General features: G+C 37.8%; 23 protein-coding genes and 2 pseudogenes. 7 read left to right on the plus strand and 18 right to left on the minus strand.

All coding sequences use genetic code 11. The features are described 5' to 3' along the window. Positions 1-8: 8 nt before the first annotated feature. The 10 genes and pseudogenes from rimM to ispH form a co-directional block, all read right to left on the minus strand. Positions 9-557, minus strand: a complete 549-nt coding sequence (gene rimM, locus J671_RS09730) for a ribosome maturation factor RimM (protein WP_031982101.1) — start codon at positions 555-557, stop codon at positions 9-11. Positions 558-576: 19 nt separating this feature from the next. Further along, entirely contained in the window at positions 577-828 is a 252-nt protein-coding gene (gene rpsP / locus J671_RS09735; RefSeq protein WP_000260334.1) for a 30S ribosomal protein S16, read from the minus strand. Positions 829-974: 146 nt separating this feature from the next. Further along, complete coding sequence (locus tag J671_RS09740; protein ID WP_017392607.1) at positions 975-1,400, minus strand: type IV pilin protein; 426 nt, start codon at positions 1,398-1,400, stop codon at positions 975-977. Then, positions 1,397-1,879: a type IV pilin protein gene (locus J671_RS09745; RefSeq protein ID WP_004884685.1), complete on the minus strand. Its 483-nt coding sequence runs from the start codon at positions 1,877-1,879 to the stop codon at positions 1,397-1,399. Before J671_RS09745 ends, J671_RS09740 begins: the two co-directional genes overlap by 4 nt. Positions 1,880-1,891: 12 nt before the next feature. Then, a pseudogene (locus tag J671_RS09750) lies at positions 1,892-4,861 on the minus strand (PilC/PilY family type IV pilus protein); the annotation flags it as partial. 1,214 nt (positions 4,862-6,075) lie between these two features. Further along, on the minus strand, positions 6,076-6,891 hold the full coding sequence (locus J671_RS09755) for a PilX N-terminal domain-containing pilus assembly protein (RefSeq protein WP_031982104.1): 816 nt from the start codon (positions 6,889-6,891) through the stop codon (positions 6,076-6,078). Further along, positions 6,888-7,886 carry a PilW family protein gene (locus J671_RS09760; RefSeq protein ID WP_031982106.1) on the minus strand — a complete coding sequence of 333 codons (999 nt, stop codon included), beginning with the start codon at positions 7,884-7,886 and terminating at the stop codon, positions 6,888-6,890. Before J671_RS09760 ends, J671_RS09755 begins: the two co-directional genes overlap by 4 nt. Beyond that, positions 7,886-8,446, minus strand: coding sequence for a type IV pilus modification protein PilV (pilV, locus tag J671_RS09765; RefSeq protein ID WP_081404860.1), 561 nt, complete (start codon positions 8,444-8,446; stop codon positions 7,886-7,888). The genes J671_RS09760 and pilV overlap by 1 nt, the downstream gene beginning before the upstream one ends. Further along, on the minus strand, positions 8,440-8,913 hold the full coding sequence (locus tag J671_RS09770) for a pilus assembly FimT family protein (protein WP_016803890.1): 474 nt from the start codon (positions 8,911-8,913) through the stop codon (positions 8,440-8,442). The genes pilV and J671_RS09770 overlap by 7 nt, the downstream gene beginning before the upstream one ends. Before the next feature lie 168 nt (positions 8,914-9,081). Beyond that, positions 9,082-10,032: a 4-hydroxy-3-methylbut-2-enyl diphosphate reductase gene (ispH, locus tag J671_RS09775; RefSeq protein ID WP_002051768.1), complete on the minus strand. Its 951-nt coding sequence runs from the start codon at positions 10,030-10,032 to the stop codon at positions 9,082-9,084. 122 nt (positions 10,033-10,154) lie between these two features. On the opposite strand from ispH, the gene gmk reads away from it, so the two are divergent. The 7 genes from gmk (at position 10,155) to bfr (ending at position 15,079) form a co-directional block, all read left to right on the plus strand. Further along, on the plus strand, positions 10,155-10,784 hold the full coding sequence (gene gmk / locus J671_RS09780; protein ID WP_031982109.1) for a guanylate kinase: 630 nt from the start codon (positions 10,155-10,157) through the stop codon (positions 10,782-10,784). Between the two features lie 72 nt (positions 10,785-10,856). After that, positions 10,857-11,135 (plus strand): DNA-directed RNA polymerase subunit omega, encoded by a 279-nt coding sequence (gene rpoZ / locus J671_RS09785; RefSeq protein WP_000135049.1) that lies wholly within the window; start codon positions 10,857-10,859, stop codon positions 11,133-11,135. Positions 11,136-11,173: 38 nt separating this feature from the next. After that, on the plus strand, positions 11,174-11,305 hold the full coding sequence (locus J671_RS25790) for a hypothetical protein (protein WP_102990545.1): 132 nt from the start codon (positions 11,174-11,176) through the stop codon (positions 11,303-11,305). 39 nt (positions 11,306-11,344) lie between these two features. Next, on the plus strand, positions 11,345-13,450 hold the full coding sequence (locus tag J671_RS09790; protein ID WP_017392603.1) for a RelA/SpoT family protein: 2,106 nt from the start codon (positions 11,345-11,347) through the stop codon (positions 13,448-13,450). Positions 13,451-13,571: 121 nt separating this feature from the next. Further along, positions 13,572-13,955: a RidA family protein gene (locus tag J671_RS09795; RefSeq protein WP_002051728.1), complete on the plus strand. Its 384-nt coding sequence runs from the start codon at positions 13,572-13,574 to the stop codon at positions 13,953-13,955. A 220-nt stretch (positions 13,956-14,175) separates the two neighbouring features. Next, positions 14,176-14,370, plus strand: a complete 195-nt coding sequence (locus J671_RS09800) for a bacterioferritin-associated ferredoxin (RefSeq protein WP_000289091.1) — start codon at positions 14,176-14,178, stop codon at positions 14,368-14,370. Between the two features lie 244 nt (positions 14,371-14,614). Beyond that, on the plus strand, positions 14,615-15,079 hold the full coding sequence (gene bfr, locus J671_RS09805) for a heteropolymeric bacterioferritin subunit Bfr (protein ID WP_000678123.1): 465 nt from the start codon (positions 14,615-14,617) through the stop codon (positions 15,077-15,079). Between the two features lie 40 nt (positions 15,080-15,119). Here the strand turns inward: bfr and J671_RS09810 are convergent, their stop codons facing one another. The 8 genes and pseudogenes from J671_RS09810 to J671_RS09845 all read right to left on the minus strand — a co-directional run bounded on the left by J671_RS09810 (position 15,120) and on the right by J671_RS09845 (position 23,879). Further along, complete coding sequence (locus J671_RS09810; protein ID WP_031982110.1) at positions 15,120-16,748, minus strand: PglL family O-oligosaccharyltransferase; 1,629 nt, start codon at positions 16,746-16,748, stop codon at positions 15,120-15,122. A 99-nt stretch (positions 16,749-16,847) separates the two neighbouring features. Then, positions 16,848-18,158: an O-antigen ligase family protein gene (locus tag J671_RS09815; RefSeq protein ID WP_031982112.1), complete on the minus strand. Its 1,311-nt coding sequence runs from the start codon at positions 18,156-18,158 to the stop codon at positions 16,848-16,850. Between the two features lie 56 nt (positions 18,159-18,214). Then, the gene (locus J671_RS09820) at positions 18,215-18,676 is read right to left on the minus strand and encodes a pilin (protein WP_031982113.1); all 462 of its coding nucleotides are present in this window, start codon (positions 18,674-18,676) and stop codon (positions 18,215-18,217) included. 339 nt (positions 18,677-19,015) lie between these two features. Continuing rightward, entirely contained in the window at positions 19,016-19,576 is a 561-nt protein-coding gene (locus J671_RS09825) for a TPM domain-containing protein (RefSeq protein WP_022575997.1), read from the minus strand. After that, positions 19,570-20,651 (minus strand): annotated as a pseudogene (locus J671_RS09830) (TPM domain-containing protein). The gene J671_RS09825 and the pseudogene J671_RS09830 overlap by 7 nt, the downstream one beginning before the upstream one ends. Positions 20,652-20,672: 21 nt before the next feature. Next, positions 20,673-21,263: a LemA family protein gene (locus J671_RS09835; protein ID WP_002051712.1), complete on the minus strand. Its 591-nt coding sequence runs from the start codon at positions 21,261-21,263 to the stop codon at positions 20,673-20,675. Positions 21,264-21,396: 133 nt separating this feature from the next. Next, the gene (locus J671_RS09840) at positions 21,397-22,284 is read right to left on the minus strand and encodes a metal-dependent hydrolase (RefSeq protein ID WP_031982115.1); all 888 of its coding nucleotides are present in this window, start codon (positions 22,282-22,284) and stop codon (positions 21,397-21,399) included. A 173-nt stretch (positions 22,285-22,457) separates the two neighbouring features. Continuing rightward, the gene (locus J671_RS09845) at positions 22,458-23,879 is read right to left on the minus strand and encodes a glutamate synthase subunit beta (protein ID WP_002051782.1); all 1,422 of its coding nucleotides are present in this window, start codon (positions 23,877-23,879) and stop codon (positions 22,458-22,460) included. Between the last annotated feature and the right edge of the window lie 13 nt (positions 23,880-23,892).

A 23,892-nucleotide genomic window follows, 5' to 3' on the forward strand; every position in this document is an offset into this window, starting at 1 on the left:
AAAAAGGATTAATAATCTACGCCCCAATTAACGTAAATGCGACCAGCTTCAAGATCAACGCGTTGTACCACGTCTTTATGCCAAGGAATCATGCGTTCTTCTGAATCAATGCTGTCTGGTGTAGCACGTACAACCATCACATCATTAGCTCCAGTTTCAAACAACTCATGAATTTGCCCTAGGTTTACTTCCTGTTCTTCATCACCAAGTCCTAACACCGTTAAGCCTTTCAAATCTGACCAGTAGTACTCATCTACATCTGCTTTTGGCAATTGAGATTTAGCAATCCAGATATTAGCGCCAACCAAGCTCTCTGCTCCAGTGCGATCACTCACACCTTTTAAAGAGACAACTAAGCCTTTACCATGTGGTTTCCAACGTTTTACATCAACTGTTTGCCAACCAGCCTTGGTCTCAATGTACCAAGGCAAGTAGTCAAACATATTGCTCATGGGTTCCGTATTGGAATACACCCAGAGCCACCCATTTAATCCATAAGCTGAACGTAACTGTCCAATCTGAATACGATCTTCGGGAACATTCTGTGTTGGTGTCATGGGCTACCTACTACAATAATTATGCAGTAGCTTTTTTAGCTTGAGCAGCCAAAGAAGCAACACGTTCAGAAGGTTGAGCACCTTGAGAAACCCAGTGAGCAAAACGGTCTGCGTCTAAACGAAGTTTTTCTGCTTGACCTTGTGCAGTTGGGTTAAAGAAACCGATACGCTCGATGAAACGACCATCACGTGCATTGCGGCTATCAGTCACAACGATTTGATAGAATGGACGTTTTTTTGCGCCGCCACGTGCTAAACGAATAACAACCATGATAAAAGCCTTATAATTCTTACGGATTATCCCTGCGCCGACCATCGGCAACACTTCAAACCCCTTTCATAGAGGGCGACATTCTACGTGATTTTCACCCTGAAAGAAAGATTAAATTTTGAGTTATCCGCAGTTTTGAATTTAAATTACTCTGTCCAACTTGATGAAGCCGATAGTGCACAATCTGTAGCACCTTTTGCCCAAAATTTTTGCCCTTGATCATTTAAGCAAATAATTCCATCACCCGCTTGTGAAGTATTAGCGATTGGTGTTGCCGTAAGCACCCATGTCGAATCGTTTAAAGTAGTAAAAGCTAAAGTATATAAAGCTTTGCCCTGAAGAGGACTCACATTAGAGCCATAAATTGATTGTATAGTTGCATTTGAGGGATAACGGTTATTCACCATTTTTTGAGACTCTAAAGTTTGTGCAATATTCATCATTTCAGATTGAACGGCTGTACGATTCCCTTTACGAACATATTGTAAATACGATGGAGTAGCTATCGCTACCAAAATTGCAATAATTGCCACCACAACCATAATTTCTATTAGTGTAAAACCATTCTTCACTGCCAACTCTCACTATTTGCTTCACATGTGTTACATGTAGTTGTTCCACCACAATCATTATCAACAGCAGTAGCTGTTAAGCTCTGGCAACGTAAACCTGAGTTTTTAGCAATAAAATTAAGATTTCTGGAATCTGTAGTAGTCGCTCTAATCACCCATGTCTGCCCATTCGCAGCAGAACTCGTTAATAAATTACCAGCAGTGGTATCATCAGTGATCTGAATCGTATACCCCCCACGAGTTAACGTTACAGAGGTTGTGGTAAATCCCCTATAGGTAAAATTTCTAGACTTATGCTGCTCCAATCGCTCAGCTAATTTTAAAATCTCACTCTTAGCGGCAGATGCGGTAGCTCTACGGGCATAACTTTGATAAGAAGGAACAGCAATAGCAACAAGAATAGCTAAAGTAAGAAGAGTGACCATAAGTTCAATCAGAGTAAAACCCCGATTGAACTTCAAATTATAGTATTTACTCATAAACCATCCCTTTTAGCGATACCGCTCATACCAGCGTGCAGGGATCAAATAGCTTGTGCATTGCCACTGCCCTGTTCCTTGCTCATTACCAGATAACTTTAATTTTCCACAACTGTTTTGCGGAGATGGATTATCTTCACTAGGCACAAACGTAATATTGCGAACCCCTGAACCAATTACATTTAGGTTCTTTGTTCCATCTGTCCCAAAACCACTATTATCTTCCTTATTATGATTAATCGATCCATCAGTATTCAGACACACTCCAAATGGCAGACAATAAGTTTGTCGATCTGTTTCACCTACTACACGTGGTAAACAAGGGTCTGACGCAACAATACCCGTTCCTTGAGGATCATAGACAGGAACTATTAAATTACCTGTAATTGCTATTGGTTCTTCAAAGGCTTTCATTCCCCCTTTAATACGGAAGCTATTATCAGCTTTTTCAGTACCATTGCTCGTACTAGAAAGTGATCGGTACCAACCTGCTTGACCTGTACCCGTACTTGGAAAGAAAACCTGCCCTACGCTCGTTTCGCCTGCTCTTAATATTTGTGGGTTTTTCCGTAGATTTGAGCGAATAAGATCCTTAGTTTCAAGCTGACTATCACTTAACGACATTAAATTCTTTTTGATAAAGTCTCTATCAATAATTCCATAAACATTATTTACAGGTCGACCACTAAGCGCCGTACTAGGAGACATACCTTCTCGGCCAATAATTGGATAAACATCTAGTGGTGTACTTCGATCACCAGAAGCGATACCAACCGTAATAAATGAGCGAACACCATAATCATGAATTGTTACGGTAGGCGGCTCATAAAAACGAGGGGCATTTCCACCTGTGTAATCATTTCCACTATCATTTGTTGTATCGTTTGTTGCCAGATTTGCCAATCTCACAACTCTTATACCGAAACCACTATAAGTCGAGTTAGTTTGAGTCTGATTATTATTAAGATCTACACGAAAGACTTGTCCACCTAAATCGCCAAAATACAAATGATCTACTAAGCCATCACCATCTCGGTCCAAAGTACTAATACGGCTAACAATACTATGCTTCATATTAGCGTTATCATTATTGGACCCTGTATCACTGGCCCACCATAAACGCTCTCCGGTTTTAGCATCGATAATATAGACAGCATTTCCTTTTGCCTTACCATTGCTAAAGCATGAGTCACTCAACGTGATATTTGGTTTCTCGTAGCATTGATCATAACCACCACCAACAATCATGACACGTCTAATCGCACCGTTATAACGAATATTTGCAAGTACAGGCTTAGACCAGCTTTGCCCCATACGGCTATAGTCAGATTGATCTGCACCTATTCTAAACATTAATTGTGGGGAACTTGGATTTAATACATTTAATCCATAATAGCTACTGCCCCCCATACGCATTCCACCATAAATATTCATTTGTTTAGCAGTAACTTTTGATACTGCTGAACTACCTGAACCTGTAGTGGTAATGTTATATGCTGGATCCGATACCCATGCTCCATCCATACCTTGAGCAGGGGCTGTTGAATCACTTTGCCCTACCACTAAAGCTTTAGACGCTACCGTATCATTTAATATATCGGCTGGGATAAATACCATTTGCTCAACCCCAGAAGAGGCATCTACGATATGCAATCCTCCTTCCATACTTCCGTAAAGAATAGATTGCTCACGTGCACTGGTTAAATTTCCATTTTGATCTAAAGTACCACTATAAGTCAGCTGTACCGGAAAAGAGTGGATACTCCCGCCCATCGATAAATAAGGGGCATTTGATGTGGTTAATGTGCTTGGTAGAGCTGTCGCCGTAATATCTGTCGGATAACCCAAGTAATTTAATAATTTTAATTTTAAGCTCACAGGGAATGCCTTCAAAACATCTTGTCCCGTAGAGCTATTAAATTTTCCTAGCACATAACTTGCAGTATTAGCCGCTGTATCAAAAGGATTTGTATTTATAGCAGGCGCAGCAGGAATTTTCAGTAAGTTAGTATTTGTAGTTGATATTTTAGTTAAACTACCATCTGTAGCCACGGTAGAAACATCAGTAAACAGATTTCGGATTTTATTTTTTGCTGCATAATAATATTTAGTAATATTACCTTGAGAATTTACCTCTTCTGGCTGACCTAAAGTTGGTAATGGTACATTGCTATAGGCTCCCCCTAAAAAAACTTTTCCGCCATCATTATAACTAGAGCTATTCCAATAATCTTTTGTACCACTACGGAATGCTCCATTTGCATCATAGACCAGCCCACCAGAGTTCGCTTCAAATGCACCAGCATTTGAACCAGATAAAACCACATGATATTTTTTTAAGTTACCTCGCCAAGTCAGATAAGCATTTGCCGGATCTGGCTCAAAAGTCCGTAAATAACCATATTCCTGTAGGTTTTTAGGATTTAATGCATCATAAGGTACAGAAATCGCACCAGTAGTAAGAGGCTCTAAAGGCACCTTCCCTAAGTTATTAATAAATGCAATTACGCTATCGGTTACTCCCTGCGCACTTTGGGTAGGAAAAAATCCACCATTACCATAACCTGGGGCAGATACAGCATTTGTTCCCTGATTTGGAGAACATGCATCATCTCCACTTCTATCTATTTGAGTACGAGAACTCATTTTACAAGCGTTCTTCGCATCTGTAGTGCTCAAGGCATTTAATGCTGAACCAAAACCAACAAAAGCAGTTTGTATAGATACATTAGCTGGGTTTGTAGCATTATTAGCATCACTTTGAATTACCCCGCCATTAAATAAGGCCTTAGCGAAGTTACTCATATAATCCCAGTTTGTACCACCGCTCAGTCCACCACTATTACTAAATGAGCTAAGGTTCAATGCAGAGGCTAAAACAGAAGAGTTTACGTTATTCGTTGGTTCACCATCAGACAAAATATAAACCCCTTGTCCATCACAACTTTGACGCTGACTAACGGGAGGTAATGGTGATTTATATGTAGTGTAGTTGGTATCTGGATCTTTTGAACTTTGAACGGAGCTATTAAATCCACTATAACTGTTTGTACCTAAAATTGTTTTAGTTTGATAGACACATGTACCAGCCACTGTATTAACTGTACATTGCGTATCATAGGTATCTGTTGTTGGATTAGTTAAAGAAGCCGCACTCCAAGTAGTACATCCATTAGAGTTATATGCTGTACAGCTTTGATAATTAGGTGTTGAACTGGTTACTTTAGTTTCACTATAAGTAGTTTTATAGTAATAGGTCGTTGTAGGATAAAACCATCCAGTCGTTTTATAATAATAAGTGGTGTAAGTCGTTATATTTCCATTTGTTGAGCTTGTAGTATTACTACTATAGTTAGATAAATTAGACTGGCTTGGAATTGTGGTCGGCGTATATGTACACTTTGTATTATCTGTTGAACCACTAGCTGAATTATTACCACAGGCATAGTAAACGGTTTGTGACGTCTGAGTTAAAACTGGATAATATTTAAAATACATTGCCACATTTGCTGTAGTCGAGCTTAATGTTCGTGTTCCCATTAAGTAAGCTGCTGCCTCAGCATAAGCATTAGCAGTAGGCGTTCCTCCACTTGCTTCTAATCCAGCTACAGCATTTTTTAATGCAACTCTTTGTGCAGATCCTACAACGCCCAAATTTGCTGCTGGAACCAAAATTTCGCCGCTACTGCCATCACCAGTAGTACCACTACTGTATGTAGAGAAATGCCCCAATCCAACACTTACATTATTAAATATCGGGTTATTATTTTCTAAAAAAGAAAACATACCATCTTTTAGGCGCGTTAACCGGTCATAACAACGATAACTATTATCTGCCTGTTTCTCACATCCAGTAGCTAAATTAGTTACTTTACTAAGGGTTGTATTTGAGGAAACCCAGCAATAATACCGACGATAACTAGGAGTAGTTGTTGAGTTTACATAAGTAGTTGAACAACTTGTAATACCGTAATCATCATAAATACTATAACCAGGCTGGATCGTACGCCCCATTGATCCAGAAGTATCTAGCATCATAACAATTGTTTTTTTACCTGCTGTAGGTGCGGCATAAATTTGTAAATCACTTGCCTGCACTACAGAACTTGACATAAGCCATGTAAATGTCATCGAAGTTGAATAGATGGCATACCATAATTTATTTGGTTTGAAATGTAGTTTCATGATATTCCCCATTATGAACCTGGCGCCATAGTTTCAGTAAGCTTATTGGTATAGTTAAATTCTTGAATCTGAGTACTAAAAGGTACATTATGATTTGCCAAACAATCAGCTAACGTTTGTTTATTACTTAATGAGCTATCAAAGTTATCGCTGATCTTGGCACTATTTGTACTCAAACAATCTGCTTGCAAAGTTTGCATTGAGGTAGAAGCATAAGCAGGTAAAAAAGAAGTTGTAATCACTCGAATGCGTTGTGTAGAAAGCATACTCTTTGGTAAAGCAGTACCTTCAGACGCATTTGTTCCACGTGGTAAATTTGAACCTGGAACATCATTAACGGCATCTGTTGGAATGCTTACAGCAATTTGTGTAACGACAGCTTGACGATTACTTCCATAATCAGTGGTCAGGTCACAAAAGCCAGCCACTCCTCCATCCTCTACCACGGCATTGTTAGCAGTTCCTGCTCGCAGTAGACTCGCATCTCGGGTTTGGGCAAAACTTACAGTGGTCGAAACTGGCTTATAGCAAAAATTATATTCCGATCCAGGATGACTCTCATTTTCTTTGAGTGCTGCTCCTAACACATTACTAATATTTGTAAGCGTCGTTGGATCCATCTGTGTGATGAGCTGTATAGGAGTATCAGAAGATTGAAAATTTAATTGGCCAATTTGGCTATTTGTTGCAACTTTCAAAGAAACAATAGCCACCCTAATGGCTAAAACTCCCACAGCAATAACAATTAACAAAATAATAAGCACAACAATAAGCGTCGCACCTTTTTGATGATGTTGGACTATATATTTGCTTCTCAAATGGGTCATAGTTTTTCCCCCATTGCATTACGTAAAGCAATTGTTGTGCTATAAACGCGTCGTAAGAATCGTGTACTTGTATCTGAGGCATGTACTGTTTGATCTAACATTACAAAAGTTTGATTAGGATCGACTGCTTTGTTTTGAGCATTATTGGTAGAACGTGCTAATACAGAAATTTGTATGGATAAGATACGCGGAGCTAATTGTGTAGGGGTCGCATCTCTTGCAGCTTGTGCAGCCACTCGATATTGGGGAATAGTGTAATAAGCAAAATTACCAGCTGCATTTTTCGCGCCTAATAGAACATGAAAATGATCAATACGTGGCAATATAATTTGACCCGCATCTCCAAACCCATCAACTGATGTTGGTTGAGCTGTAGGTGTGGTAGAAGGTGTATTTGCATCACATGCTAGTGCATAATCTTGTTGTGAACTCCCATTATTATCGAGACGTAAAAAATAGCGCTCTACAACAAGATCACCCGCCAAAACATTTGCACCTTCACAATTTGTCATATTAGAAGGAGCAATAAATTGAATAGTAAGCTGATCACTCTGTATAGTTGCATTTGAACTGTTCTGTATATTTGAAAGGCCTTTCCACTGGTTATTTAAGGTACTTACTGTATCGCCTGCACCACGGCTTAATAAAGCATCTGCGATATAGACGTTAGTCCCCGTATTAGGCACAAAATTTACATTGTTATTATTGGTAGCAGTAGAACCCGTTAACACTATCCCTCCCCAAGGAGTAGTATCATTTAACTGAGGATTTATAATATTTCCATAATTGACAAGTCGTATGTCACGTACAATATAATCCAGACCAAAAATACCACTATCTTGTATTTCAGCATTCGCTTTTTGTAGACGACTTGATAAAATTCCACCTATAAACAATTGAGTAGCAGCTGCAACAAGAATTAAACCTAAAGCCAAAGCAACCATAAGTTCAATTAAGGTAAATCCTTGCTGCTTTTCTAAAAATGATCGATTCATCAATATGTCTCCATCATTAAACACTTAGAATTAGAGACATAAATTCCACTACTAGTGATGCAATTTGATACATCTACAGTTGATGTACTCCCACTTGTACTCGTTACTGGTAAAGTTTTTCCCCAAAAAGCGAATAAACATTGCCTTTGTAAAGTCATAGTTGAAGTAACGCCTGGACAATTTGTCATTGTAATTTTGATACCCAGCTGATCTGCATTTTTTGCTGTTTGATATGCGTCAAATTGAGCAAGCTGTGAAGGCGTACACGGCCTATTAAAGCAGGAAGTCGGAGCCACTGTAGTTGATGAAAAATTACTATAACTACGCACAAATGCTGGATATTGACCAGCTTGAACACTATTTGTGCGAATATTTTCAGCTAACCCCCTCATGACTATCATCGCCTGAGATTTAGTTAATGCTTCTGAAGATGCGTCCATTGCCCTGATCTGAAGTGCTACATAACCAAGTACTCCTATTGCAAGTAGAATTAAAGCAACTAAAACTTCTATTAAACCAACACCTGCTTGAACTTTCAGATTGTTTAAATGCATTAGCATGTCTCCTCAGCTTTAAAAACCAAAGCTCCAAGTTTTGTAAGTATAAAATTTTTCTTTTTATTTATTCTTGAATTACAAATAGATATAAGTGCATCCTGAGTAATATTACTCACAACTCCATTTGCGTTAAATGTTAAAGTAGTGATAGCTAAAGAACTTTGGGTATTATCAGCAGCTATATTTTTTAGCGTTAGAGTGTTGTTAGAAGTAGGTTGCCAATTTAATAAAGTGGCAGTATTAGAAGCCGCTGAATTCAAATTAACTGAAACATTCTGACGACCAAGCACAGCCTGACTTTTCGCCTCAGATAGAGTGCTAATTAAATCTCTTTGATTAGTATCTAAACGTTTACTTTCTAATAAATTTGACATAGACGGCGCAGCCATCATTGCAATAATAGCCATGACTGCAATTGTTACGATGAGTTCCACTAAGGTGAACCCTTCTTGCGGAGTAATTCCCCTCATCCCCATAACCCCAAATAAATTTAAAACTTTTTATTTCTATATAAATTTTACGTTCTACTTTTACAAAACGAATACAAACCAGATAAAGGGTATAAAAAAACAGATAACCGTCATTTGACAATCATCTGTTTAAATTTTTTAAAATCAATATGTTAAATAAGTCACATTTTATGCTTGAGTAACATGAATACGTAACTCTTTAGGAAGACTAAAAGTAATATTTTCTTCACGCCCTTCTAACTCTTTAGGTGCTTGGGCTCCCCAATCCTGTAAACGTTGAATCACTTGTTTAATTAAAATTTCTGGAGCAGAAGCGCCTGCTGTAACGCCAATTTTACAAGTATCATTGAACCATGATTGTTCAAGCTGATCAGCGTTATCTACTAGATAAGCAGCTTTCCCCATACGTTCAGCAAGCTCTCGTAAACGATTCGAATTTGATGAATTAGGTGATCCAACAACTAATACGACATCGCATTTTTCAGCTAAATCACGTACGGCATCTTGTCTATTTTGAGTTGCATAACAAATATCATCTTTGCGTGGCCCTTGAATTTTAGGGAACTTCGCACGCAAAGCATCAATGACTTTCGCAGTATCATCAATAGATAAAGTCGTTTGTGTAACAAAAGCTAATTTTTCTGGATGTCTGACTTCAAGCGCTGCTACATCGGCTTCATCTTCGACCAAATAAATGTCACCGCCTTTTAATTTGTCATATTGTCCCATTGTTCCTTCAACTTCTGGGTGCCCTTCATGACCAATTAAAATCGCTTCTGTACCTTCACGGGCATATTTAGTCACTTCAATATGCACTTTCGTAACAAGCGGACAAGTCGCATCAAAAACTTTGAGACCTCGACGCTCTGCTTCTTGCTGAACCGCTTTTGAAACTCCGTGCGCACTGAAAATTACAATAGAATCATCTGGCACTTGATCCAGCTCATCAACGAAAACAGCCCCTCTTTGACGTAAGTCATCTACCACAAATTTATTGTGTACAACTTCATGACGCACATAAATAGGTGGATTAAAACATTCCAAAGCCCGATTGACGATTGCTATGGCTCGATCAACACCGGCACAAAAACCACGCGGATTAGCTAACACAATTTCCATAACAGCCTCAAAATTAATAAAACAGGGGAAGTTCTCGTAAATATTTGCAGTTAAAACTATTCAGTTTAAACGCACGGTACACTACAATAGCGAAGATATTTTATCATATCAGGAAAAATATCATGTCGGGTCTATTGTTTGTCGTTTCTGCTGCATCAGGAACGGGCAAAACATCTTTGGTGAAAGCCCTACTTGACCGTGTGAGCAATTTACATGTTTCAGTTTCGCATACTACCCGAGGTCAACGACCAGGTGAGTTAGATGGTGTTCACTATCATTTCACAAGAAAAGATGTCTTTTTAGACCAAGTAAATCAAGGTGGATTTATTGAATACGCTGAAGTATTTGGTAACTACTACGGCACTTCTCAAGCAACTGTTAAACAACAATTAGCTCAAGGGCATGATGTCTTGCTTGAAATTGACTGGCAAGGTGCTGAGCAAGTACGTAAACTCTTTCCTGAATCTAAACAGATCTTTATTTTACCACCTACTCAATTCGATTTACGTCAACGGTTATCTAACCGTGGCACAGACTCTGTGGAAGTCATCGAACATCGCTTAAGCTGTGCTGTGGAAGACATGCAACACTATGTAAATTTTGATTACATTATTATTAATGATGACTTTAATAAAGCACTTCATGAGCTTGAAGCAGTAATTACTGCAAACCGCTTAGTGTTATCTCAACAAGCAAATAGATACCAAGCATTAATTCAGGACTTGATTACTCCTCAACCAAAACAGGAATAACTTGAGTCTAGAACGAAAGCCTTTTATACTATTTAGTCTGTTCAAATTTACCATTCCAAAACGAGAACTTTTATGGCACGCGTCACCGTTGAAGATTGTTTAGATCATGTAGACAACCGTTTTGAGCTTGTGCTCGTTGCAAGTAAACGTGCTCGTCAATTGGCACGTCAAGGCATGGAGCCAACTGTAGAATGGGATAACGACAAACCAACAGTTGTTGCTTTACGCGAAATCGCTGTAGGTCACGTAACGAAAGAAATTCTTAAACAACGTGAGCAAGATTATCAAACTTCTAGTCTTGATCTTGCCCTTTCTACAAACAGTTTAAATTTAGAAGGTTTTTCTTTCTAATTACTCCTGTTTCTATAAAAAACCATCGTTTCTTTGCGATGGTTTTTTATTTGGCTTCTTTATATTTAAAAACATATTGGCAAAAGCAATTATTTTCATTGAAAAAAAAATACACTTTTTCAAACGAAAAAATTGACAAGTTCCGCAATATGCTTTTCATTAAGAAGTAGATAGATTTAGTTTTTTAAGTAACAGAAAAAGGGTGGTCTATGCCAGGCGAAGAGGTCAGCCAAGCCAAGCAACAGCTCAAATTAATTATCGAACCTTACTTATCAGTAAGTGAAGTCGAGAAAGTGCTTGCTGCCTGTGATTTTGGAGATCTGGCACACACTGGTATTACCCGTAAAAGTGGTGAACCTTATATTCTGCATCCTATTGCTGTCAGCTGTATCTTAGCTAATATGCGTTTGGATCCTGAAACTTTAATGGCAGCGCTCTTACATGACGTCATTGAAGATACTCAATATACCAAAGATGATATTATTGAGCGCTTCGGGCAAACAGTTGCAGAACTCGTTGATGGCGTAACTAAGCTAAGCCAGTCAAGCGATAAAGAATATAATAAAGCCGCATCTTTCAGAAAAATTCTGCAAGCAACCTTACAAGATCCACGCGTTATTATTATTAAACTAGCTGATCGCTATCATAATATGACCACATTGGGTGCTCTGCGTCCCGATAAACGTGCTCGTATCGCGCAAGAAACTTTTGATATTTTTGTACCTATGGCAAGATTAGTCGGCATGAATGAGATGGCTGATAATCTTGAAAATTTATGTTATCAAAATCTTGATTTAGATATGTTTGATAACGTTCAAAATGCTTTACTTCAAACCAAACCCGAACGATGTAAATATCAAAGTATTTGGGAACAAAATCTTGCAGAGCTTCTGCACAACTATCACATTCAAGGTCGCATTAAAAAGAAAAATAATAATATTGAGTTATTACGCCATTTCGTTAAAAACGAAATGGATTTACAAGAGCTGACTCATAGTCATGCTTTTGAAATCGTTTTACAGTCTATTGCTGACTGCGACCGCTTAGTGGCAGCATTAAAAGAAAATTTCCAAGTCATCCAATATCAAGATCATATCCGCCGTCCACTACCTGGCGGGAATCAGTCTTTACTGATCAAGCTCAAAGGCGAAAAAACTACGCTATCACTCACCATCCAAACTGAATTGATGCGTAAAGCTGCCCGTTTTGGTGTGGTATTAGGTGAAAATGCTCCACAAACTTGTCGCTCTGCCATTCAGGCATCAATGCAAAATTTAAATACACTCATTGATAGTGAATGCGCTAAGACAACTTTTAACGATTTACTTGATTATCTACATCAAGAAAAAATTTGGGTCTATACCCCACATGGTCAATTACATGAATTACCACAAGGGGCAACAGTAGTCGATTTTGCCTATTCAGCTAGTCTTTTCTTGGGTAACCATGCGGTAGGTGCGAAAGTTGATGGTGAAATTAAGCCACTTTCAACCCCCCTAGTCAGTGGACAAGTTATTGAGATTATTACTGATGTTTTAGCAACACCAAATCCAGATTGGCTTAGCTTTATTAATACTCAGAAAGCTCGTCGTGCTTTACAACACGTGCTCAAAGATCAAGATATTGAAGAACAACGCTTAGTGGGTGCCCAAGCACTTTCACGCGCTTTGAAACTCTTTAATCGTTCAATCAACGACCTTTCAGATGCAGATTGGCTAGATCTTTTACAATGGCGTCATATTGACAATAAAAATGCATTATTTGAGCAAATTGCAGTTGGAGATTTACTTCCTCAACTTGTAGCCAACCATTTGTTTGCAAATGATAAACATCCACAAGTAGAAAATTCGGACCGATTAATTCAAGGTACTGAAGGTATCGATGTTAAATATGCTCACTGCTGTAACCCAATTTTAGGCGATTTAATTCAAGGTCATTTAACACGTCGTGGCCTAATTGTGCATCGTATTCGTTGTCATAATTTACTTCATGAACAACATCTACACCCAGAAAATATTATGCCACTTCAATGGAAAGCAGATGATGTAGATGATGTACGATTTACGGCCTACCTTGCGATTTATATGGCAATGAATGATGAACAGATATCAGATCTCATCTATCAATGCCGTAAAAATAATGCGGGGGTGGAAATGGTGCATTCCAATGAGCAACGTACTTTCGTCAATATTGTAGTCAACAATCGTAAACATATTGCGAAAGTCATTCGTGATTTACGAATGCACTATGGATTCCCACGTATTGAGCGTTTGGATGCCCCTGCTCCACAAGCAGAAGTTTCTAAAGTCAGCTAAAAATTGTTCTACTTTACTAAAATCTAACTTTCCATAAGCACCTAATTAATTAAATCGATGATACTTTTGTCAAAACCTATCATCGATTATGATGGAAAAAGATTTAATCAAGGAGAACCAAATGTCCCGCCAAGTCATTCATACTGAAAATGCCCCTGCTGCTATCGGCACATATTCTCAAGCTATTTTAGTAGGTAACACACTCTATCTATCAGGGCAAATTGGTTTAGACCCTTACAGTATGGAACTTGTAGACGGTATTGAAGCTCAAATCCGCCGTGTATTCGATAATCTCAAAGCAGTATGTGAAGCTGCGGGTGGCTCACTTGCAGATATTGCAAAGCTCAATATTTTCCTTACTGATTTATCTAATTTCCAGCTTGTAAACCAAATTATGGGCGAATATTTTGCTCAGCCATACCCAGCTCGTGCAGCACTTGGGGTAGCAAGTCTACCTAAAGGCGCATTAGTAGAAATGGATGGAATTGTAATTATTAATCAATAAGATAAATATTTAAGGAAAAAAATAATCCTTAAATATTTAGTTCTAAAATTAGATACCGCTATGCTTAGAAATCTAAACAACCATTAGATTTCCGCTTAGGCGGTATTTTTTTATCCAAAATCCCAATAAAGATAAATGAGATTTTAAATGAATTTCATTGACAAACGATAATAATTATCAATAATATCAATTATCGCATTTATATTTGGGGATTACTCCCATGTACGTTTGCTTGTGTCGTGGCATTACCGATCAGGATATTAAAGACGCTATTGAAAATGGCGCTGAAAGCTATCGTGAAATTCGCGATTTGCTTGACCTCGGTACTTGCTGTGGACGCTGTGCACCAGAAGCACGTGCTATTATTAGTGAAGAATTAGCAGAAATTGCTGCGCGCATTTCTGTAGCTGCATAATAAAAATTAGTATTTAACAGTAAATTATTGACTCCTCCACCGCTTTTTGCGGAACGTTAATTGTTCCTCATTCAAGCGGTTTTTTTTGGAAGGAAATTCAGCTTTACCAATATTGTGTTGTTTTTGATTGCGATTTTCATTTGCTGTTCTATAAATTACTCGCCATATCTGTGAATGTTCACTAAAATGAATTCATAGATTGCCTTAATTGGATTAAGGCAGAAATTGTTTTGGAGTAGCTACAATGAAAGGCAATCGTGATGTAATCAATCAGCTTAACCAAGTGCTGTATCATCATTTAACTGCAATTAACCAATACTTTTTACACTCTCGCATGTTTAATGACTGGGGAATTGAACAACTCGGTTCTGCTGAATATAAAGAATCAATTCGTCAAATGAAGCATGCCGACAAGATTATTGAACGTATCTTATTTTTAGAAGGACTTCCTAATCTTCAACATCTAGGTAAATTGTATATTGGTCAGCATACAGAAGAAGTTCTGCAATGTGATATTCGCAAAGTGAAAGAAAACATTGAAGCTATTCAAAAAGCAGTTGCATTAGCTGAAACAGAACAAGACTATGTAACACGTGATTTGGTACAAGAAATTTTAGAAAAAGAAGAAGAATACTGGGATTGGTTAGATACTCAAATTGACCTTATCGGTAGCGTTGGTATCGAAAACTATATCCAGAGCCAAATGTAATTTCTCATAAAAAAATCCCCTTGAAAACAAGGGGATTTTTTTATTTATCTTTTAATAATTGCGGCAGTGTTATTTGCTGTCCATAAAGGTGCTGCAAAATAAATATTTGTCGCTCTGCCTGATCTATTTTTCCATTATAAGCAAGTAACTGAGCATATTTACGTAAATTATAGGGGGTTGCTTTGTTCTTCACAAAATTTCCCCATTGAACTAACTCTGCTTCAGATAAAGTTACATGAGGATTAAGCGCAATCCACTTTAAACGCTGCTCAAATTGGGTTAGAACAAAAATCTGGTCACTTCCCATAAGCTCGGCATTTGGCTGCTTATTTTTAAATAGTAAATTACTATTCATGACATATACGTTGTAATCACGCCAAATTGCGATCATAAGTATTAAGCTAATACCCCAAATTAAATGCGGAAGATGTTTACCTAGTACAAAACCTTTCAGTATTGGAGTCTGTGCTTGAATTACACCCAATAAAAAGCCACAAGTCAGTAAGAAATAAGCATAACGCTGCGGAAATTCTAACATGGCATGAATAAGTACTGTACAGACCATCATCACTGCAATAATCGAAATTGTTTCTTTCGCTTGTTGATTTAACCAAAACAACCAAAATGTAAAGTAAGCAATAATCACGATACCAATTGGAATACCATTCCAAATAATAAGATCTAGCAATACATTGTGAGCACTAGTCGTCCATTCTGCTGTTGGGAAAAGAGTATAAGCAGACATTTGAGCAACACTAGTTTGGTTCCACCCATATCCCAACCAAGGATGTTGCTGTACAGCGAGTAACATTTGCGTCCAGATATTAAAACGCAAATAACCAGAACTTGCCCGTTCAGCCAAGCTACTCGCCTGAGTTATATCTGTATGCGACCATGCCTCAATTAAGCTTGTAAGAAACGGTAAAACTAAGCCCGCCATGAGGAAAAAGCCAGCACACCATAATAAGCCTTGAAAAAGTCCAAAACGCTTCGGTTTGTTAAATTGCTTAATAGCCCAATAGGTGAGTAAAAATGGAAAAACAATCCAAGAAGTGCGTGATTGACTTAGGACAACTGCAAATAAAATAGTTAGTGCTGATGGCAAGAGTAACCAAACTGAAGCCTTGTTCTTTTCATATAAATATAAGCATCCTAATAACCCCATAATGAGAAAGGTTGCCATATTATTGGGTTGGCCAAAGTTACCGTAAGGTCGATTACCAATTAAATGCAACATATGTGCAAAATGCGTATCAATATTTAACCACTGGCAAACCGCAATAAAGCTAGTTGCAACTGAAACAATAACAGCAAGTAGGCTAAACCCTGTAAAAATTTGGTCCCGCTGCTGATAATCTAATGACAGGTTATAGCCAGCCACAACCATAAACCAAAAGCCTAATAAGTAAAGTGAACTTAACAAAGCTGTACTAAAATCAAAAACCAGACCAAAAGCCCACTGCACCACTGGAATTAAAATAAATGGCAATAGTAATAATTGTGCCCGCGGAATTTTTATATTTTGATAAAAAAGTGCAGCTACGGCACTTAGACCTGCCGCAAAGGTACTCATTTCACTAGAAAACATCACCCAAGGGTTATAGTGAAATGGAGATAGCCATGCAAAACCTAACAGGATTGCTGCGAGGAATAAAAAGAATACTTGCATAGTGACAGGTTATAGGCCAAAAACTTGAGAAGGATTATACATGGAAGCCAAAAAGAATTTGTAATGAAGTCGATGCATGTAATTTACAAACAAAATAACTCAAGGAATCTGTACCACTGGAACTAGATGCTCTGCACCACCATAAAACCAAAAATTCGGAGCCATTCTTCCTACATAACTGCCGCATCCCCAGCACATTAAATCTTGTCCTAAATACATTATTGTAATGTATAAAAATAAAGTTCCCCATAAGCCAATAAGTACTTTTGTAAATAAAGAAGAATATTTGGAACTAGGAGATAATTTGCTTTGAGAAAATGCAAAAGCTAGAAATAATATACAAGCAATTTGTGAAGCGGGATATACCATATTACCAGAGAACATTGCATCAATTAAAATTGCAGCAACACCAGCTTTTGCAATGGGTAAAATCTCCTTATCTAAGAATAATTTTATAAATTGATAAGTCATCCAAACTAAAAATATACATCCAACCATCCCCCATTCAAAAATTAACCTTAAATAAAGATTATGTATATGATATCCATATTTATATTGTATTTTAGATAAATATCCTCCTCCTACACCAGTAAACGGATACTGTTTCCATTGATCAAAGACAAAATACCACATCTCTGCACGCAACGATGTTCCCGCTCTTATTACTGTCATTGTATTTTGTTTTGCAAAATATACTGTACTTTTATAAACTATAAATGCAGCAAATATGTAAAAAGTTGTTTTTAGAGCCAGCCTACGGTTTTCCTTTGATAAGAGAAAAAATATAAGCAACCCAGTTATGATTGCAGACAAAGCAGAACGTGCACCATCAAAAAAACATGCTAGAGAGAAAAAGAAAATTGCGAATGGATAAAAGTAATGAAGATAAGGATATTTCTTATTTTGTAAAAAAATCAGAAAGAAAAATAGAGGAACAATAACGCTATCATAGATCCGAATCGTACCAGAGTTAAATTGCCAATTAAACCATTGTTGATGAATAATAAAATTAGTAATAGAAATAAGAATAAATAAACATGGAATAAACGCTGAAACTATAATTAAGACTATGCCATGTTGTATATTTTTTATACTTCTTAATTCATAAGTTAAAGTAGAAAATATAAATAGTAATGCTATCGCAGACCAAAGTTCTTGAAATTCAAAAATTCCCCAATTTATTTGTTGAATTAATATGAATAAACCGATAATAAAAAAGTTAATGTGAGTATAGATTGAATATCCTATTTTTTTTGTGAAGATCATTATTAATAAAGCACATAGTGCTAAAGGAAACTGTAATAAGCGAAGTTCATCATATTGAAAAATAGACCAACCAACTTGATAGCCCAATAAGGCTGCGATAAGATAAAATCCTATTAAAAGGAATAATATATTATTTTTTAACATATTTATTTTCTTTAATAAAAAGAGAGGACGAAACCTCTCTTTTTATTATATTCTTATTAAGAACCTGCAACAGTTAATGAATTAGGTAAATATTTATCATCAATAGTTGTACCAGAAGCTGCTTTGCTTAAAACACCATTATCGTTAGTTTGTAATGCAAGAACTTTAGCGGCAATTTTACTTGAAACACCAGTCGTTTTAAATGTATAAGTGATACCGCATACGAGGTTATTTGCAGCAGCAGTGCCACTTATAGTTGTGATAGTGGCACTACCATATTTACCTGATACAGTATCTGTTCCAGCGACAGCAGATGTCGCACCACCAGAAAAGCAAGAATTGCTTTGAAGATTAGTTTGAATATTCGTTTTCAAACCATCAGCAATAGTCATTGCTTCAGAAGCTTGAGATTTAGCAATATAATCCTGATAAGCAGGAATCGCGATCGCTGCCAAAATACCAATAATCGCTACAACGATCATGAGTTCGATTAATGTAAAACCTTTTTGTGCATTCATAGCCTTTTCCCCAAAGATTGTATGTATGTTTTTATATAAGCTTTTTGAGCTATAGAATATAATGCAGCAACCATGCCAACTTTTATTTTTATTAAAAAACAAAGATTTATAAATACTTTAAACTTATTCGAGATGCTAAAGCAGTAAATAAGTGACAAAAATTGTCACTATAATTTTTTTAGAATTAAATCACTAATAAAAATTTCTTCACAGCCTATTTCTTTTTTTTACTTTTTAATGTGACAAAAATCTCTTTAAAAATACATGATTAGATGACATTTTTTGTCAGTCAGTTTATTGTCCAAATTTTTTAAAACAGCTAGATTTTATGTAGATAATTTAATTAATAATGATAGGTGCATTACCCAATTCATTATTCTGATCTGGTATATTTTCATCGTAAAACCGAGACATCACATCACCAATTTGCTGAACCCCAATCACTACAGCTTGTAGATACTGCTTTTGTTTAAGCTGCTGCACAATAGACTCACAAATCTGTTGCCATACCTGCTCAGTCGTCGCGCTACGAATACCACGATCAAATATAATTTCTACTGTGCGTTCACATAAATTTAAATAGAGCAGTACACCGCTATTAAGTTCAGTATCCCAAACCCCAAGTTCTGCAAATAATTGCTGCGCCCTTAAGCGCGTGTTCTGCCTATATGCTTGTGAACAAGGAATATGCCCTTCTATAACGACCTGTATTTCACCAACATGACCAAGTTCTGCTTGTTGAACAGCTTCAGCAATAGCTTGTTTATCCCTTTTACTAAAATAGCGGCTACTAGCAGGAAAATAGCAAAGATGCTTAAACCAACGTTTTAAACTTGGCTCTACATATTCCTCAATTTTTGGTTGAGTAATAATTTGTGTTGTTTCTGATGTTGTTACCATGACCCTGAAGCACCTCCCCACCAAACCGCCCCCCCCCGCCGCCATAACCGCCGCCTCCACCACCGAAGCCGCCTCCGCGTCCACCCCCACCAGAACCACTTAAAATAGCCTGTAAAATAAGTTGGGCAATTGAGGTAATGAGTAAAAAGAAAATACCAAATCCAAGTAATAAACTAGTGACCAAGCCAGCACCGTTTACAAAGCCTGCTACCGCGGCAGCAACACCTGCTGTAGAAGCACTAAGAGGTCGACCAACAATAAACGAGCCTACAATTCCGGCAATAAGAATAAACAACGCCATTGTCAAAGTAGTTTGTTTGGCTTGTTGTTCTTCGGCAGCCTGATGTTGGCGCTCTTTTAAATCTTGAGCAGCTTGCTGAGCAACTTCCGGATCTAGATTTAAAATCCTTCCGATTTCATCAAGACCAGCGTTTAATCCTTGAGCATATTGGGCTTGTTTAAAATAAGGTGTAATTTGATTTCGAATAATTCGACTTGCCACAATATCAGGCAATACGCCTTCTAAACCATATCCAGTCAAAATTTGTATTCTATGATCATTAATAGCAACTGCGATAAGTAAACCATTATCTCGTTTACTCGAACCAAGTTGCCATTTTTCACCGACACGTAAAGCGTAATCAAATATATCTTCTTGGCCTGTGGTCGGTACAATCACAATACCTATTTGTGCCTTACCTTGCTGGTATAGATTTAAAATTTTCTGATTGAGTTGCTGCTTTTCAGCTTCACTCAAAATATTGGCTTGATCAATAACAGGCTGATTTAATGTTGGTAAACCACGAATTGATTCACCATCAGCCATGTCATTCGCAACATGAGCTTGAGGCGCGGCACTTGAAGCAGCCTGCTCATTGATTTTAGGTTTCGATGCTTGAGCTTGCTGCTGTTGAATAATTTTACCTGCCACCACAGTATCAGTTTCATCTGTAGCAGTGGCAATATTATTCTCACTCCAAGCCGCACTCTGAAACAGAACACTGCAGCAGAGCACTATTAAGGTAATAACAAACACCTTAATTTGCTTAAACTGAAGCAATATAGTATTTCTCATGCAGCTCTTCCTTGATTTAAATTAATCGAAAGAAACTTTTGGAGCCTGCTGAGCCGATGCTTCTGCAGAGAAATTAGCTTTTGGATGCATACCAATCACTTTCGCTGTTACAGCTTGTGGGAACTGACGGACATAAGAGTTATAGTCTTGAACAGTTGTAATATAACGATTACGTGCCACAGCAATTCGGTTTTCTGTACCCTCAAGCTGAACCTGTAATTCTTGGAATTGGGTATTGGCTTTTAAGTCTGGGTAATTTTCTGAAACAGCAATCAGTCGAGATAACGCACCAGTTAACTGGCTTTGCGCTTGTTGATATTTTTCAAGTAATGCTGGGTCTTCCAATACTTCTTTATCGACCTTCAAGCCTGCTACATTTGCACGTGCCTGAGTTACTTCAGTTAATACTTGCTCTTCATGCTTAGCATAACCTTTAACTACGTTTACAAGATTTGGTACTAAATCTGATCGACGTTGATATTGGTTCTGTACCTCAGACCAAGCCGCTGTTACAGCCTCATCTTTGACCTGTAAAGTATTATAGCCACAGCCGGAAAATAGTAAGGTGCTTGCAAGTGTTGTCGCGATTACAAGTTGTTTAAACGTTTTCATCGTCACTTTATCCTCAAGTTTTTCTTTATATTTTTAACCTCTTGTCTCGATTGTATGATGAATTTGGCATTATTGTGTTGCTTTTATTTTATAGATTTAAAAAAACCGGATCTTTAAATCCGGTTTTTTTATTCTAGCTTGGCCTTAACTTTGTTTCCTTTTGGAAACTTGTCATTTGATATTCATCGGCCAAATAACTTTTCCAATAATCGACCATATGACCATAATCTTTTTGACTCGGGTGGAAGTCCTTTTTGTAATAAGCAAAATATTCAGGAGTTAGCTGTATAAGCATTTTAGCAAGCAAATATAGCCCAAATAAGTTACCTCCGACTTTAGGCAAGCTTTTCCATTTATCTTGCCAAAATAACCGCGTCGTACCATAGAAAGCAAGACTCGCAAATCCCGTAGTAACACTACGCATGAGTAAACGGCGAATACGATCATCACCATATACATGTTGGTACACATCAAATGCAACTGAACGATGCTCAATTTCCTCAATAGCATGCCAGACCCAAAGCTTTAGCGCATCTTGGTCCAAAGTTTTTAATAATTCAGGATGCTGTAAAATATACCCTCCAAGCAAAGCCGTAAAATGCTCAAATGCACATGTCAATGCCAGCTGTAGCTTAGGAGAAATTGTTCTTAAATATTTATCACGCTCATTCAACCAAGCCTGAAAACGATCCAGATTATAATCATCACGGCGCCAAGCCTCATTAAATTCACTATGCGCTTTCGAGTGCATCGCTTCTTGTCCAATAAATGCCGCAATCTGGGCCTGCAATTGGGGATCGGAAACTTTGTCACGTACATTACGCACGCTATTTACAAAAAACTGTTCTCCTACGGGAAATGTTGAAGAGAGTGCAGTTAAAAAATGGGACATTAAAGGCGAATTTGCAAAATAATAGCGCTTGATTGCTTGAGGATTAAACTCAAGGCGACGCACTGTAATACCCAACGCTTTTCGACGATTTAAATATGATTTTTCTGCCGTCATACCTGCGATGTTCATGCTCAACACCTACTGTAGTGAAGAAGGAAGCTTTGAGTATCTCTTGCAACTAAGGGGCCAAAAAGGGCAAAAAAGCTTATTGTATTTGCCAAAAACGTCAAACTGATTAACGGTAAAAAATAAAGCCTGCATATAGCAGGCTTTATCAAAAACTTTAATAATGATTTTTTAGATTAAACACCAAGATAATCTAAAATACCTTCAGCAGCTTGGCGACCTTCCCAAATAGCTGTAACTACAAGATCTGAACCACGCACCATATCACCGCCAGCAAAGATTTTCGGGTTTGATGTCTGGAATTTAAATTCTTGGTGCTCTGGTGCAACTACACGACCTGAACCATCAAGATTAATATTCACATTACCAAACCAGTCTGCTGGACTTGGACGGAAACCAAACGCGAGTAAAACTGCATCTGCCGGTAAAATTTCTTCCGAACCCGGAATTGGCTCAGGGCTACGGCGGCCACGACTATCTGGTTCACCCATCTGCGTCGTTACCACTTTTACGCCTGTCACTTTGCCATTCTCACCAACAATTTCGATTGGTTGGCGGTTAAACAAGAACTTTACGCCTTCTTCATACGCATTTTTTACTTCACGTGCAGAACCTGGCATATTGCTTTCATCACGGCGATATGCACAAGTTACATCATGAGCACCTTGACGCAATGAAGTACGGTTACAGTCCATAGCGGTATCACCACCACCAAGAACAATAACTTTTTTACCGTCTAAGCTAATGTATTCACTTGGATCTTTTTCCCAACCTTGGCAACGGTTCACGTTAGAGATCAAGAAATCAAGCGCATCATAAACACCATCAAGATCTTCACCCGGGAAACCACCTTTCATGTAGGTATAAGTTCCCATTCCCATGAATACTGCATCATATTCAGCAAGTAATTCATCAATAGTGACATCTTTACCAATTTCAGTATTTAAGCGGAATTCAATACCCATGCCAGTGAAAATTTCACGGCGGCGCTTCATCACATCCTTTTCCATTTTGAATTCTGGAATACCAAATGTCAGTAAGCCACCAATTTCAGGACGCTTATCGAATACAACTGGCTTAACACCACCGCGGGCTAAAATGTCGGCACAACCTAGCCCTGCTGGACCTGCACCAATGATCGCAACTTTTTTACCTGTCCACTTTACATGGGACATGTCTGGGCGCCAACCCAAAGCAAAAGCGGTGTCATTAATATATTTTTCAGCGTTCCCAATAGTTACTGCACCAAAACCATCATTTAAGGTACAAGCACCTTCACACAAACGGTCCTGCGGACACACACGACCACATACCTCAGGTAAAGTGTTCGTTTGATGGCAAAGCTCAGCAGCCTGGAAAATTTGTCCTTCAGCAATGAGTTTTAACCAGTTTGGAATGTAGTTATGTACAGGACATTTCCATTCGCAATATGGGTTACCACAACCTAAACAACGGTGTGTCTGATTAGTGACAGTTTCCGAAGTAAAAGGTTTATAAATTTCCACAAATTCTGCTTTGCGGACAGTAATATCTTTTTTCTCTGGATCTTGACGTGGTACATCCAGAAATTGAAAGTCATTATTTAGGCGTTCTGCCATGTCTCTCTCCGTG

The sequence above is a fragment of the Acinetobacter sp. 1130196 genome (genome assembly GCF_000588095.1).
Classification (GTDB): Bacteria; Pseudomonadota; Gammaproteobacteria; order Pseudomonadales; family Moraxellaceae; genus Acinetobacter; species Acinetobacter nosocomialis.

What these genes read in the sequence shown, in the direction of transcription:
- rimM (WP_031982101.1), bottom strand. Translation starts at nt 557, where the DNA reads ATGACACCAACACAGAATGTTCCCGAAGATCGTATTCAGATTGGACAG.
- rpsP (WP_000260334.1), bottom strand. Translation starts at nt 828, where the DNA reads ATGGTTGTTATTCGTTTAGCACGTGGCGGCGCAAAAAAACGTCCATTC.
- J671_RS09745 (WP_004884685.1), bottom strand. Translation starts at nt 1,879, where the DNA reads ATGAGTAAATACTATAATTTGAAGTTCAATCGGGGTTTTACTCTGATT.
- J671_RS09755 (WP_031982104.1), bottom strand. Translation starts at nt 6,891, where the DNA reads ATGACCCATTTGAGAAGCAAATATATAGTCCAACATCATCAAAAAGGT.
- J671_RS09760 (WP_031982106.1), bottom strand. Translation starts at nt 7,886, where the DNA reads ATGAATCGATCATTTTTAGAAAAGCAGCAAGGATTTACCTTAATTGAA.
- pilV (WP_081404860.1), bottom strand. Translation starts at nt 8,446, where the DNA reads ATGCTAATGCATTTAAACAATCTGAAAGTTCAAGCAGGTGTTGGTTTA.
- J671_RS09770 (WP_016803890.1), bottom strand. Translation starts at nt 8,913, where the DNA reads ATGAGGGGAATTACTCCGCAAGAAGGGTTCACCTTAGTGGAACTCATC.
- ispH (WP_002051768.1), bottom strand. Translation starts at nt 10,032, where the DNA reads ATGGAAATTGTGTTAGCTAATCCGCGTGGTTTTTGTGCCGGTGTTGAT.
- gmk (WP_031982109.1), top strand. Translation starts at nt 10,155, where the DNA reads ATGTCGGGTCTATTGTTTGTCGTTTCTGCTGCATCAGGAACGGGCAAA.
- rpoZ (WP_000135049.1), top strand. Translation starts at nt 10,857, where the DNA reads ATGGCACGCGTCACCGTTGAAGATTGTTTAGATCATGTAGACAACCGT.
- J671_RS25790 (WP_102990545.1), top strand. Translation starts at nt 11,174, where the DNA reads ATGGTTTTTTATTTGGCTTCTTTATATTTAAAAACATATTGGCAAAAG.
- J671_RS09790 (WP_017392603.1), top strand. Translation starts at nt 11,345, where the DNA reads ATGCCAGGCGAAGAGGTCAGCCAAGCCAAGCAACAGCTCAAATTAATT.
- J671_RS09795 (WP_002051728.1), top strand. Translation starts at nt 13,572, where the DNA reads ATGTCCCGCCAAGTCATTCATACTGAAAATGCCCCTGCTGCTATCGGC.
- J671_RS09800 (WP_000289091.1), top strand. Translation starts at nt 14,176, where the DNA reads ATGTACGTTTGCTTGTGTCGTGGCATTACCGATCAGGATATTAAAGAC.
- bfr (WP_000678123.1), top strand. Translation starts at nt 14,615, where the DNA reads ATGAAAGGCAATCGTGATGTAATCAATCAGCTTAACCAAGTGCTGTAT.
- J671_RS09810 (WP_031982110.1), bottom strand. Translation starts at nt 16,748, where the DNA reads ATGCAAGTATTCTTTTTATTCCTCGCAGCAATCCTGTTAGGTTTTGCA.
- J671_RS09815 (WP_031982112.1), bottom strand. Translation starts at nt 18,158, where the DNA reads ATGTTAAAAAATAATATATTATTCCTTTTAATAGGATTTTATCTTATC.
- J671_RS09820 (WP_031982113.1), bottom strand. Translation starts at nt 18,676, where the DNA reads ATGAATGCACAAAAAGGTTTTACATTAATCGAACTCATGATCGTTGTA.
- J671_RS09825 (WP_022575997.1), bottom strand. Translation starts at nt 19,576, where the DNA reads ATGGTAACAACATCAGAAACAACACAAATTATTACTCAACCAAAAATT.
- J671_RS09835 (WP_002051712.1), bottom strand. Translation starts at nt 21,263, where the DNA reads ATGAAAACGTTTAAACAACTTGTAATCGCGACAACACTTGCAAGCACC.
- J671_RS09840 (WP_031982115.1), bottom strand. Translation starts at nt 22,284, where the DNA reads ATGAACATCGCAGGTATGACGGCAGAAAAATCATATTTAAATCGTCGA.
- J671_RS09845 (WP_002051782.1), bottom strand. Translation starts at nt 23,879, where the DNA reads ATGGCAGAACGCCTAAATAATGACTTTCAATTTCTGGATGTACCACGT.